This window comes from Halococcus saccharolyticus DSM 5350 (assembly GCF_000336915.1).
Lineage (GTDB): Archaea > Halobacteriota > Halobacteria > Halobacteriales > Halococcaceae > Halococcus > Halococcus saccharolyticus.
Genome location: NZ_AOMD01000009.1, coordinates 37,074 through 50,301 on the forward strand (window position 1 = coordinate 37,074; position 13,228 = coordinate 50,301).

Here is a 13,228-nt window from a genome sequence, read left to right on the forward strand (position 1 = left end):
TTCACATTAAGATGAGTTAGTTTAAGTGGGTATTGGTCGGGAGTCAGACAGCAGGAACAGCGGAACCGGCGGCTGTGGCCTTCCACGACACAGTTTACGCGATTCCTCCCACCCCTAAAGGGAAGGGCATCCTCGCCGTATTTGTGTGAGGTCGGCTCGCTCTCTCAGTCGGCCACCCGACCGCTCGTACCGCCCGCGCCGCCCGCTTCGCCAGTTTCGTCGGTCTCGCCGCCGGACGATTCCCGGACGAGCCGCGCCCCGATCCGTGCCAGCACGTACGTCCCACCCACGAACGCGGCGATGCCCGCCGCGAGCACCGGATAGGTGATCGCCCACAGCAGTACCGGGATGAGCAGCGCCACCCCGCTCACGACCGCCAGCTCGTCCCATCCGATCGGTCTGTCCAGCCGCGGTTCCCCGGTCCGCCCGTGCCGAGTCGTTTGTCGCCTCATACAGGTAGAGACACGGTCCCTACCCCAATAAGTGTAATCTGAAGACAATTTCTGTAACGAGTGTTACTGAACTCGATTTCAGTAGATAGCGGGGTCGAGCACACCGCGAAGCGGCAAAACGATCGTGACAATTACGCGTCGGTGCGCCGGGTGTCGACGAGCGCCAGGTCCTCGTCGAGGGTCGCGCGGAGTCGTTCGTCGCCGAGTGCGACGTCGATTTCGAGCTTCCACGGATCGGTCGAGCGCACGGTGGTGTGATCGTCGCTCACACACCAGTCGAGTCGCCAGTACGGCGTCGCCCCGAGGTCGATCCCGTGATCCCGGTAGAACGCCACCACGGGGGAGCGATCGAGCAGACTCAGCCCGATCGCCGAGCAGAGGCTGTGATCGCACTGCTCGCAGACGTGATCCGCCCGGAGTCCGACCCCGAGACAGCACTCGCCCTCCTTCGAGATTTCGGTACGCATCCGGCCGCTGCACTCGGGACAGACGCCGTCCTTCGCGAGACAGTGGAGGTGGCGCACCCGCTGGTCGAACGCGTCGAGTACTTCGGGGTTGGTGCGGTCGTGGAGCCCGCCAGGCGGGAAGGAGTACTCGCCGTGGGCGCGGCCACACTCGGGGCAGTCGAGCGCCAGCATCTCGTCGGTATAGCTCGCGACGAGCGGTTCGCCACACCTGGTGCAGCCGTCGTCGATCGCGAACGGTTCGAGCCGCGGATGCTCGTTGAACGAGCCCGCGAGCACCGCCCGGACGACCTTCGCACCGGCGTTCCGAAGTTCGTAGCCCTCGTCGGTCTTCCGGACGTACTGGTCGGTGAGCTTCCCGAGGTGGTAGTTGAACTGTGCGCTGTCGCGCATCCCAACCGCGTCGTTGAGTGTCGAAAACCGCACGGGTTCCTCGTCGGCGCGCCAGAGCGCTTCGAGGATGCTCAGCCGGGTCTCGTTCCCGATGAGCGCGAACGCGTCGGCCGGCGCGACGCACTCGACACACTCCTGGATGTCCGGCTTGCTCATACGCGGACTACTGGCAGGGAGGGTAAAAGCTTTCTCTGGGAGTCGGTCGGCAGCGACGAGATCCTGTCGTCGACGGTCGGTATCGCGCCAGCCTGACGTCACCGACCGCGCTCCAGCCGGTGGCGGACGTTCCCGAGTGAACCCGCGAGTCGTCGCTGGATGCGCCGACGCTGATACACTCCTTCGCCGACACCCCAGACCAACAGGACGCCCAGCGAGACCACCACGATCGAGAACGCCCAGATCGGCATCCACGTCGGCTTGAACCACGGCGAAACCCGTCGCCAGCTCTCGGCGAGACCCGTGACTCCGGCCGGCAGTGGCGTTTTCGCGACCACACCCTTGACCACACTCGGAATCGTCGGCGCGCCGGAGACGCCCGTCTCGCTCCCGCCGTAGAGCGTGACGTTCCCCGAGGCGTTCTGATCGGTGATGGTCGGTCCGCCTGGCTCGTCGCCGTGAGCGATCCGCTCGGCGTCGTAGGTGGCCCACGGTGCGTCCATCTCCCAGACCACCTCGCCGGCCGGCGTAACCTCGATCACCCGGTGGTTCATCGAGTCCACCACGAGCGTGTTGCCATTGGGAAGGCGATCGGCGTCACGGGGCCAGTTCAGATCGCCGGTCAGCGTCCAGGTGCGTTTCCACTCGCCCTCGCCCGGCGGCCCGCCGACGCGGGCGTACTCCACGATCCGGTCGTTTTCGGAATCGGCCACGAGGATCGTCGGCGTCCCGTTCTCGCTTTCGAAGTAGGTCGGGTTGTGCTGTTCGTACAGCGTGTCGTGGTCGTCGTCCGCACCGAGGCGCAGTTCGATATCTTTCGTCGAACGGTTGATCGAGATCACCTGATCCATGTTGCGCACCGAGACGAGGAACTCGCCGTCACGGACCGCATCGACGTCGTTGACGTGGGTCCAGTCCTCGGTTCGGACTCCCTTGTCCGCGTCGGCAGGGTAGTGGTTCTTGAACAGCCACTTCCACGTGACTTCGTCGGCAGTGCGGTTGTAGACGAACACCCGATCCCGGCTCGGGCGATTCTCGTCGTAGTTGATACCCGCGACGAGGAGTTCGTCGCCGTTGATGAGATCGACGTCGTGGATGTCGACGAGATCGAACCGCTCGGTCCAGACCCGTTTCTGAGTACGAGGATCGTACTCGTAGACCACCGTGTTGCCCTGGACCGGGTTCACGACCAGCAGGTTGCCGTTCGGCAGCGGGTCGACGTCGTAAAACCAGTTATCGACCCCGTCCGGCCCGTCGTGTGTCCACTCAACGGCACCCGATTCGTTAACCGAGACGAGCCGGGCCGGGCGGCCGGGCAGCGAGACGTTGCGTGCGTTCCAGCCCTGGCTGGCGACCACCGTATCGCCCTCCGGCGCGGATTCGGTGACGTCGGCTTCGAGCGTCGGCTCCTCGTACGAGAGCGTCAGCACGCCGCTGAACAGCAACAGCGAGACCACGATCGCCCCGAGTAGCCCCCGCACGAGCCACCGACGGGGCGGCAGATCGGCCATACCAGATCATGTCCGAATCGAACAATAACAGTTGCGAAACGGATGGGACAACGGCGAGAGCGCGATAGGGACCGCTACGTGGTGATTGGCTAGAACGTACACAAGAGCGGGCGTACAGCGCGATCGTTGACCCGTGAGCTGCTCCTTCAGAGCTGGCCATCGGTGTATCCCGTGACGCGCTGTTGAACGTATGCGCGAACGACGATGCGCACTATGCCCTCCACATGGTTGTGGGCAAGGAGGCGTACTGATTGTCATTACCCGTATGGTTGATTCGAGTCGCCCACGATTCTGTCGTGGTACAATCCGCGCGAGTCAAGTCATACGTCGGTGAGTGAGTAAAGAGCTACACAACGTCTGAAATACGCGAGAAGTCGATCGAATGTGTTGGAAGTTCGATACTTTCGTCGAACGCATTCCAGATGCGTTTGTTGATTCGTCCGTCGCTAAAGTTCAGATCATGCCACCAGATGTGTTTCAAGATACGGTCGTCTTCGATATCGTTGATGCCTGTGAGGACATCAAATAGGATTTCGACGAAGTGGATGTCGTCAAGTACAGGAAGTTGCGGATCAGGGTTGCCTGGCGTTGGGAAGTGCTTGGGGAATACGACTACATCAGGGATTACGCTCCCCTCGTTAGTGACGGCACCTGCTGGTGGGTCTCGAATAACCATATAGCTCGGGTCCTGCGATTGGTTGAACCCCCAGCGGACAGCTCTATTGATGACCTCGTTCAAACGTGAGGACGGTGACTTTGTGTTTCGTGCATTTCTCTCGGACCATAGCATCAGCACGTCAGTGTTACTCGGAACTAATAGGTGGCCGATGGACTGGCCCTCACCACCCTTCACGTCCATCGCGAAGGATTCACCAGTATCATCCAGCCTCCCTTTGAAGTCGATACGCTCACTCCCTCGCTGGTCAACGTACGTTAGTAGACCTTGCTCCTCTGCAGATTCAAGGAAAACGTCACGCACGACATCCTCGTTGTCTGCTCCGTGGCCCTGTCGATACATTCCTCCAAGGGAGAAGACGGCGTCCCGAAGTTCCCGTGAATAGTCTTGGGGAGTGATTGCCTCGTCATCAAACACTTCCGGGTGAGTGTCTCCGAGATTCTCTATCAATCGTTTCACCTCTTCCAACGTCTTCTTACGGTCTGCAGTGCCCAAGTCTGTGAATCCGAGCGTATCTGTCCAGGGGTCTTTCTCTACCACATACTGATTCGGACACCGTCTCTGCAAATAGAATAGATCCGAGAATATCGATGCATAGGTTTCTACCTACGCAAACAGATAGGTCTTCAGTTCGGTGAACGAAACGAGACCGCACGGATGAGTGGATAGTGGGTTTAGCTGTCTGCTGGTTCGAAGTCCGCTAAAAGTCGGCCAGCGACTGTTGCTGAATGGGGGCGAGACGCTCTTCGATGACAGCTCTGAACTCTTCGTTCAGCTCGTACCCGATGCACGCCCGCTCAAGGTCAAGAGCTGAGCACGCAGTCGTGCCGCTTCCGAAGAACGGGTCGAGGACGGTGTCCCCTTCATCTGTTGAGACCTGAACGATTCGGTTGCTGAGCGAGACAGGGAACGGTGCTTTGTGCAGGACGTTCGTGCCGACCGACCCCCGCTTCACTGGATGCCGCCAGAGATTGCCGAGCCGATGTCCGGTCTCCACCGCGGGGTCTTCAGTACCGTTTGAACCACGCTCCTCACGAAACTTGTGGCCCTTCGACTTAGAGAGGTAGACGACATACTCCTTCTTGTTCACGACGTTCCGGGCGGTCATCCCTGCGATGGCGGTCGGCTTGTACCAGGTGACCACGTCCTGAAGAACAAAGCCTACCTCTTCTGCTCGTTCAGCGATGTGATATGGGAGGAGTTGGAGGTCCCCCCGCTCCATCACGGTGTCAACGACAATCCACATCGTCCCGTCGTCGGCGAGTTTGTCGTAACACTCGCTCCATACTGTCTGCATCCGGTCGTGATACTGATTGTATGACTCATCGTTCGTGCCTATCTGGTCCTCGTGACCGTAGTCCTTCAAGTTCCAGTAGGGGGGCGATGTAATCACAGACTGGATTGACCCGTCCTCAACGGCTTCCATATTCTCACTTGACCCCCAGTGTACGTCCAACTGGTCGAAGGTGTCGATGTCTGGCATCAATTGGTCACTTCTCCGGTAAGGTTCGTGTGAGCGAGTTTCTCAACGACCCGGTCTTCGCCTGTGACCGTATCCACGAGGCTGTCGCCACCGTTGATGACGTAGACGGCCTCACCCTCGTCTGAACCAACGATAACGCATCGACGGACTGCTTCTTCGAGGGGAATCGGTCCCGTTTCGTCGATCTCTTGATTGTCTGTTTGTGTCCGATCTTCCTTGAGCCAGACGTTGCCTGGGTCCTTGCCGTTCTCATTGTACCGACTCACTTTCTGGTCATGGTATGCACTATTGCCCTTCCTCCGTTCCCCACCCCACTCGTGCCCTTCGTAGACGTGTGCAACACGTATTCGGTCCTTCTCGAACCGATATTCGCGCTTGTTCTTGACAAAGAAGAGAATCTCGTCGTATGCGCTCTCCATGTCTGCCCCTCGGTCTTCCCATCGATGGACAGTGATGGTGTTCTTCAGCACAAGGTTTGCCTCCCCTCTGGCATGGTCTGCTATTGCCATCGCTGCAGGCCACATTCGACCGCCTCGGTAGTCGTTTGGGGCAATGACCCAGAGGACCTCACTATCGCTCATTCGGTCGTAGATAGATGACCAGAGACCACTCGTCTCATCTAGCAAACCGTCTATAGAAGTCGCCTGAGAAACACAAGCAGTGAGGTCAACGAAGTACATCCGATCATCTATCCCTTCTCGTTCTCGGTGACTTGAGTTCTTCATTCTACTCCCGAATGCATAGGTTTCTACCTAGGCATAGGTGATTAGGTATGTATAGTTTATGACCGACCTAAAGAAACATCTCTGTGAATGAGTTTGACGCTGACGGACGCCAAACGGACCATCCTCGCTCTCCTCGCGGACAAGCCCCGGCATGGATACGCGCTCGCGAGCGAGGTTGGCGTCCAGGGGAGCACAATGTATGAACACTTGCAGCAGCTCGAAGGAGCAGGCTACGTCACAAGTCACGAAGACGGTCGCAGGAGGATGTATAAGCTCACTCGGCGAGGTGAACTGACTGTTGAAGCCGATCAGATCGGTGACTCCACTGGCTAACAGTATCCCGCACTGGCGAGCGAGACTTCTCTTCCCAGAGGAGTGCAGCGAGACTCACAAACGTACTGTGTATTAAAATTCGTTTACTGAAGACATTAATCCCAGAACGACTGGGTGCGAGCGTACTGGCGTTCCTGGGCTAAAATGTCGCGATAGAAGTCGTCCTCGTTCTCGCGGAGTTTCGCGATGATTCGGGCGGCGTTGTGCGGGCCGACCCCGCGGGCAGCGAGCGCGATCACGGCCTGCTTGCCGTGACTCTGGACGAGCGTCGCGGCCTGGTGTGCGCGCTGAGTCTGCTTTTCCTGCTCGTCGTCCTTCTCGTCGGCCCGGACGGCCGCGACGACCTCCTCGGCCCACGGGTTGAGCGCCGCGATCCGGGTCGACCCACACAGCGGACACTCGGGCTGGTCGGGAATCCGGCCCACCTCCTGGGTGCGCTCCCACTCCTCGCAGTGCAGACAGAGCAGGCGCATCCGATCCTCCCGGATCCGCTCGCGGATCGTCTCGATCACGCTCGCATCGGCATTTTCGGGCGCAAGTAGCTCCGTGCCAGACGATCGGCCATCGATCCCGATCGGCGTGCGCCCGCCGTGGGTTTCGATCGCGATCTCGCCATTCTGAATCGCCGCGAGGATCTCGCCGGCAATCTCGATGGCCAGATCCTCGTGGAACACCTCGCGGACGGCCTCGTCGTACACCGGTGTGCCTTCGAGCGCCGCGAGCAGCCGATCCCGACCGAACCGCTCGTTGCCCTGCCACGACTTGAGCGCGCCGAAGGTGGCCGCGACCTGGGCGAGCTTGAACTTCAGCGCGTCGGAGTTCTTGAGGCTGAGTTCGATGATCCCCTCAACGTGTGCGGGGTCGGTTTCTTCGAGAATTTCGACAATATCTCGACCCGCTATGCCGCGGGGGACGTCAAGTTCGATCCGGTAGGGATCGATCTCCATCCCGACCGAAGAGCCGGTTTGCTGGCCGAGCAGCGCCGACAGCACGCGCCCGAGCGTCTCGTTCACGGTGTGACCGAACGCGGCGTTCACCACCGCGTCGCGGTTCTCGAACTCCACCACGATCCGGTCGTCGGTCGGCATCGGTGCGTCGGTCTCGGCGTGGCGTTCGATCGGGCCGAGCGCCTCGCTCGCGGTGTACTCGTCAGTCGGATAGCGATCGACGAGATCGCGCGCCACCCCATCTCGCGACGCTCCCCCGGAAAATGACTCGCCTGCCCGTCCGCGAATCGCGCCGACCTCGCCCGCGACCGGTTGCGGCACCGGGATCTCCTGACCGGTCCAGGAAGGCACTTCGCCCGCGGGGTCCTCGATCGGGCTCACCTTCACTTCGCTCTCTTCGTCGTCGACCTCCGCGATCCGCCACATCTCGCCCCGTTGAATGAACACCTCACCTGGCCCGGCGAAGTTGACCACGAAGCGCTCGTCGAGCGTGCCGATCGTCCGACCGGAGGCCATGTCGGCCACAGTATAGGTCTCCTCGTCCGGGATCATCGAGAGGTTGGCGTAGAAGTACTGCCACGTGCCGCCCGATTTTTCGAGACGGTCGGCCTCCTCGTCGAGCCAGAGGATCCGATTGCCCGAGAGTTCGCGGACGACCTCTTTGAACCGCTCGCGCGAGAGGTCGCGGAACGGATAGGCACGAGTGACGATCTCGTAGGCCCGCGCTGCGGCGATCTCGCCGAAGTCCATCACGAGCCCCGCGATCTGGTTCGCCACCGTGTCGAGGCTGCCGTGGTGGATTTCCGCGGGTTCGACGAGGCCCTCATGCGCGCGCCGGCAGATCGCGAGCGCTTCGAGTGTGTCGTCCGGCCGGGTCGTGAGCACAGTTCCGGACGAAAGCCGGTCGGCGCGGTGGCCCGCCCGCCCCACTCGCTGGAGGAGGCGGGCGACTTCACGAGGGCTCTGGTACTGGATCACATGATCAACCCGTCCCACGTCGATTCCAAGTTCCATCGAGGACGTGCAAAGGAGTCCGTCGAGTTCGCCAGCCTTGAACGCGTCCTCGATCTCGATCCGGGCCTCCTTCGAGAGCGAGCCATGGTGCACTCCAATAGGAAGGTCAAGCGCGTTGCACCGCGAACCGAGCGCTTCGGCGGTCTGGCGGGTGTTGACGAAGATCAGCGTCGACTCGTTGTCGGCGACGAGATCGCGGATCGCGCGGACGTGGCTCGCGAGCGGGGGTTCGGTGGCGAGTTCGCCCGCGAGCCGTTCGTCCTCGTCGGTGACGTGGGGCTCGCGAACCCTGACGTCGAGTCGACTGCCGACATCGACCTCGATGAGTTCACAGCCCCGACCGCCGGTGAGGAATGCGCCGACCTCGCCGGGGTCGCCGACGGTCGCCGAGAGCCCGATCCGCTGGAACGCGTTCGCGAGCTCGCGGAGGCGTTCGAGCCCGATCGTGAGCTGGGCTCCGCGCTTCGACGCCGCGAGTTCGTGGACCTCGTCGATCACGACGTGCGAGACATCCGAAAGCGCTTTCCGGAGTTTTTCGCCCGTGAGCATCGCCTGAAGGGTTTCGGGCGTCGTCACGAGCACGTCCGGTGGGTCGTCGGCCTGTTTCTGTCGCTGGTACTGGGTGGTGTCGCCGTGGCGCACGTCGATATCCAGATCGAGCTGATCGCCCCACCAGTCGAGCCGATCGCGCATGTCGCGGTTGAGCGCCCTGAGCGGCGTGATGTAGAGCACCGAGATGCCGAACCGTTCCGTCCCGGCGACCGCGTCGAACACCGGCAACATCGCGGTCTCGGTTTTGCCGGTCCCCGTCGGTGCGATCACGAGTCCGTCTCGGCCGGTGGCGAGCGGCGGGATCGCCTTGCGCTGTGGCTCGGTTGGCGTCTCGAATCCGCGTTCTGAGAGCGCCGTCCTGACAGCGCTGCCGAGATGCGTGAAGGCCGCCGCAGAGTCGGCGGCCTCGCTGTCTGCCATTGGAGTGGAAAAGAGCGCGAGCCGATTAAGAACTCCGTCTCGTCGGCGTTTCGGCAGAATCGGCGATCAGTTTTCGAGCGCACGCTGTCGTTCCCGCACCACGTCGGCGACGGTCTCATAGTCCACGATGCCGGAGAAACTCAGCATCGAGCTGTTCTCGATTCTGAGTGCAATGGCCTCGTTGACGACTACGATTCCCAGCGCGATAGCGTCCGCCGATTGCGTGCACTCACGATAGGCTAACGGGGAATGCTGATTCAGACGTCCCGATATGTGCCGAGGCGCGTCCCGTCGAGCAGGTACGCCTCGCCTTCCGCGAGTCCGTCCGGCAAGAACGGTGCGAGGAACTCTTGGCCAGGCACGTTCACCCACGTCCCGCCCGATAGATCGTTGAACGCCGGGAACACCACCAACTCGCCGTCGATCGCGAGTTCCTCGTCGTGGTGGTCGCGAAACGGCTCCGGGGCGAGCCGACCACGGAGCCAGGCGCGCTCGGCCCGGCTCCCGCCCACGTCGTCTTCCAGGCGCACGGTCGGATGTTCGTGGCCGATACAGACCACCTCGCACTCCAGGACCTCCTGGCTCGGCCACGTATGGCCGTGTGAGAGTCCCACGTCCCCGAACGTGGTGCCGTCGGTCGGTGTCACGTCGATCTCGATCCCCACATCGTCGGCCAACGAGTCGATCTCGCCGTCGTGATTCCCTTTCACGACCGTCACCGACGCCCGACCGTCGAGTGCGGCGAACAGTGTCGTGAGTTCGTCGCGTTCGGCTCCCCGTGCGCCGCCGATCGCGTGGGCGAGATCGCCGAGGAACACGACGCGGTCGACACCGGTCGTATCGAGCAACGAGAGGAGGTGTTCGCGCCGCTCGCGTGATTGGCTCGGAAGCTCGACGCCCTGTCGACCCAGCCCGGCTTCGAGCCCGGCGTGGTAGTCCGCCACGCAGAGTGCGCGCTCGTCATCGCCCTCGATCACGGCAACGGATTCGCCGGGCACGGGTTCGACGCGCCCGGACTCGGCCCGCGCCATCAGATGGGTTTGAGCGTGTCGTCGTCGGGCTCGTAACACTCGCCGCTCATCAGCGCGTCCTGAATGCCGTCTTCGGCCTTGTCGGGAGTCAGCCCGTACTCCTCGATCACGCGCTCGACGACCGCTTCACGGTCCGCACCGTCGCCGTCGTCGAGGTCACGCATCACCGCGACGACCGCCTCTTCCGGTTCGGTGTCGGCGTCCACCTCGTTGCCCTCCTCAGCCTCGGCATCGTCCGTCGCCTCGGCTTCGTCGCTTTCGCTAGCTTCGCCGTCGTCGCTCCCATCGGCTCCCGACGGTTCGGGTTCGTCGGCCTCGGTCGTTGCTTCGTCGGTCGTATCGGACACCTCGATTTCCTCGTCTCTCTCCGAAGGGTCGGGCGTCTCGATGTCGGCCTCGCCTGGTCCGTCGACCTCCGCGGCGCTCTCGAAGTCGGTGCCGTACTCCGCTTCGACCTGCTCGCGCACCTCGTCGTCGAGTTCGAACGCGTCGGGGTCATCGAGATCGACGTCGGCCGCAGCTTCCTCGTCCGCCCCGTTGTCGGCTTCGTCGACGCTCGCCTCGGTCTCGTCCATTTCGCCGATCGGCTCGCCGTCCTCGATGGATGGGTCGGTTGGCGTCCCACCGGCGTCGACCTCGCTTTCGCTCGTCGCTCGGTCCGTGTCGGTCGCACGGTCTGTCTCCGACGCCTGGCCTGGTTCGGCCGTCGTCTCCACGGTGGCCGGTTCGTCGGTTCCGGAAACGGGCTCGCTCTCATCGTCCGAGATGGCCGTCGTATCGGAGTCTAGCCCCGAGTTCGTCCGAGTTTCGTCGGACGATTCGGCCGTCGGCGTCGACTCGGCTCCGACGGTAGCGTCGTCGTCCGACGCCGCGGCGGCCGCTGGTTCGCCGCGATCGGCTTCGTCACGATCGGTCGCGTCGGCGGTGTCGGGATCGATCTCGTCGCGATCGGGTCCCTCGGGTTCGGGCGCATCGCCTTCGTCGGGGGCGACGGTGAGCGAGCCGACTTCCTCGCGCTCGCCCGCGACCACCCGCGCCGCGTCGAGCGCCATTCCCCGCACCGCGTCGAGATACGTCGGCGTCGTCCCGTAGTGTTCGATCGCGCGCGGGATACCGGCCGCGAGGCCAGTCTCGACGGTCTCTGCTTCGAGCGCCTCGCGGAGCGCGTCACCCCGCTCGTTATGATCGAGCGCGTCGCGCATCGTCGTGGTGCGCTCGACGGTCCGCTCGGCAGTGGTGATCGTCCAGCGGTCCCGGGTCGCGGCATCGACCGCGGCGAGCGACTCGGGACGGATCGAGGTGAATACTCGATCGGAGTCCTCGGGCTCGAAGGTGCGTGCCTTCCCGGTGACGGCGACGAACGCAGGCGGATCGGTGCGTTCGAGAAAGGAGAGCGCCTCGGGCTGGTACTGGCCGGCGTAGACCACGAACGCGCCGGTGGGATCGACCACTCGCGCGCGGAGCTGCTCCTCGTTCACCGACTCGATCTCGGTCAGGACGCCCACCACAAAGAGACGGTTGACCCGCGCGCCGGTCGGCGTCACGACGTAGTTCGGTGCGCGCTCCTCGTCGCTTTCGGCGTACGAGAGGGTCGTGTCGTCGAACTCCGCGGCGAACACCCGGTAGGCGGTCTCGCGCTGTGGACGGGTACTCATTCGTCTCCCCGTCGAGGTTCGTTAACCCCGTCTCCCATCGTCCCGTCATGCGACACGCCGTCGAGCGTTCCACCGTCGGCCGCCACCGCGTCGGTCGAATCGAGCAGCTCGTGGGCCCGGTCGGCAGGATCGTCGTCGCACGCTTCGAACTCGGTCGCTTCGAGGTTCGCACCGTAGTCGTCGACCGAGAGGGTTCCACGGACGCGGAACTCCCGGCCGACGATCGACTCGCGGATGTCGTCGGCGACGACTTCCTGATCCATCGCGTCGCGGGCGGCCTCGCGCGCCGCCTCGATCCCGCCGCCGTACACCGCGGCGGTGAGGTCGGTCCCGAGCACCGCGGTCAGCGAGTCGGTGCCGTCGTCGACGATCGCCTTCACTCGGAGATCATCCTCGCCGTCGACGTCGCCGTGTGATCGACACTGACCCTTCTGGACGACGCGCCCGCATTCGGGACACCGCTGGATCAGCCCCGAGCCATCCCGAACCTCAAGCACGTTGCCTGCCACTTCGACGTCGAACAGCCCCTCGGAGGCGACCGCCTCGCGGACGGATATTCGTGGTGCGCCGTCACCGGTCTCGACGGCGCGGTCGAGCGCTTCCACCGTGGAGAACTCCGAGACGTTCACGGACGGTACTCCGCGAAACTCCCGGACGTAGGCGTTCTCGATCCCCACCGACGTCCCCTCCTCGATCGCGTCGTTCGGGTCCCAGTCGGTGAACGGCAGTCGTCCCGTCCCGTCGGCGAACACGCCGCTCAGGATCTCGGTCTCGCCGTCGCGGCCGTCGATGGTCTTGCGTTCGACCTCCGCGACCGCGACCTCGAGCGCGACACCACGATCACCGGGCGCGAGCGCCGAGAGGTGGGTGTCGCCACCGATATCGTACGGCACGTCGAGCGGCTCGTCGGCGATCTCGACGGTGGTCTCGGAACCGAGGTTGAGTTCGGGGCTGCCCTCCCATTCACGGACGCCAGCGCCGACGATCTCGACCGTGTCACCCGGTGTGAGATCGAACTCCTCCCACGCGGTGTAGGAAATCGTCCCGGACTCGTCGGCGATCTCGCCCTCGCGGATCACGAGGTCGTCACCCTGGTATCGGATCGAGCGCTTGCCGACGGTGAGGACCACCCCATGAACGGCGACCGCGGAATCGGTGGTCGAGACGTCCGCAATCGACCTGGCCGACGGCTCACCGCCACCACCACCGTCGCCGTACTTCCGCCGGAGGCTGTCCTTCGCCTCGTCGATCGGGACGCTGTAGTTCACCAACTTTTCGAGATCCGCTCTGACCTCCGCTTTGTCAACGCCGAGGGTGGAGGCGAGCTCCTCGGCATGATCGTCGAGCTCCATCACGTTCGTTTCGAGCGGGGCGAACTAAAAGCGTTCGCGCCGTTCACAGCGTAGACGTGGGTCC

Annotated in this window: 11 protein-coding genes; 1 reads left to right on the plus strand and 10 read right to left on the minus strand. The window is 63.2% G+C overall.

Translation table 11 applies throughout. The annotated features are described in order from the left end of the window. Window positions 1-164: 164 nt before the first annotated feature. The 6 genes from C449_RS02185 to C449_RS02210 form a co-directional block, all read right to left on the minus strand. On the minus strand, window positions 165-452 hold the full coding sequence (locus tag C449_RS02185) for a hypothetical protein (protein ID WP_241430055.1): 288 nt from the start codon (window positions 450-452) through the stop codon (window positions 165-167). 131 nt (window positions 453-583) lie between these two features. Then, complete coding sequence (locus C449_RS02190; RefSeq protein WP_006076246.1) at window positions 584-1,465, minus strand: winged helix-turn-helix domain-containing protein; 882 nt, start codon at window positions 1,463-1,465, stop codon at window positions 584-586. Window positions 1,466-1,563: 98 nt separating this feature from the next. Further along, window positions 1,564-2,976, minus strand: a complete 1,413-nt coding sequence (locus tag C449_RS02195; RefSeq protein ID WP_006076247.1) for an aryl-sulfate sulfotransferase — start codon at window positions 2,974-2,976, stop codon at window positions 1,564-1,566. Between the two features lie 346 nt (window positions 2,977-3,322). Beyond that, window positions 3,323-4,192: a hypothetical protein gene (locus C449_RS02200; protein ID WP_006076248.1), complete on the minus strand. Its 870-nt coding sequence runs from the start codon at window positions 4,190-4,192 to the stop codon at window positions 3,323-3,325. 160 nt (window positions 4,193-4,352) lie between these two features. Beyond that, window positions 4,353-5,135, minus strand: a complete 783-nt coding sequence (locus C449_RS02205) for a DNA-methyltransferase (RefSeq protein ID WP_006076249.1) — start codon at window positions 5,133-5,135, stop codon at window positions 4,353-4,355. Next, window positions 5,135-5,860, minus strand: coding sequence for a DNA methyltransferase (locus C449_RS02210; protein ID WP_338035204.1), 726 nt, complete (start codon window positions 5,858-5,860; stop codon window positions 5,135-5,137). The genes C449_RS02205 and C449_RS02210 overlap by 1 nt, the downstream gene beginning before the upstream one ends. Before the next feature lie 87 nt (window positions 5,861-5,947). Between C449_RS02210 and C449_RS02215 the strand changes: the two genes are divergently transcribed. After that, window positions 5,948-6,193 carry a winged helix-turn-helix domain-containing protein gene (locus tag C449_RS02215; protein ID WP_006076251.1) on the plus strand — a complete coding sequence of 82 codons (246 nt, stop codon included), beginning with the start codon at window positions 5,948-5,950 and terminating at the stop codon, window positions 6,191-6,193. A 95-nt stretch (window positions 6,194-6,288) separates the two neighbouring features. On the opposite strand, the gene C449_RS02220 is transcribed toward C449_RS02215, so the two are convergent. From C449_RS02220 to C449_RS02235, 4 genes are all read right to left on the minus strand, one after another. Beyond that, window positions 6,289-9,126, minus strand: a complete 2,838-nt coding sequence (locus C449_RS02220) for a DEAD/DEAH box helicase (RefSeq protein ID WP_006076252.1) — start codon at window positions 9,124-9,126, stop codon at window positions 6,289-6,291. Window positions 9,127-9,383: 257 nt separating this feature from the next. After that, window positions 9,384-10,157, minus strand: coding sequence for a metallophosphoesterase (locus tag C449_RS02225; protein WP_006076253.1), 774 nt, complete (start codon window positions 10,155-10,157; stop codon window positions 9,384-9,386). Next, on the minus strand, window positions 10,157-11,812 hold the full coding sequence (locus C449_RS02230; protein ID WP_006076254.1) for a hypothetical protein: 1,656 nt from the start codon (window positions 11,810-11,812) through the stop codon (window positions 10,157-10,159). The genes C449_RS02225 and C449_RS02230 overlap by 1 nt, the downstream gene beginning before the upstream one ends. Next, entirely contained in the window at window positions 11,809-13,164 is a 1,356-nt protein-coding gene (locus tag C449_RS02235) for a Single-stranded DNA binding protein (RefSeq protein ID WP_006076255.1), read from the minus strand. The genes C449_RS02230 and C449_RS02235 overlap by 4 nt, the downstream gene beginning before the upstream one ends. Window positions 13,165-13,228: the final 64 nt, after the last annotated feature.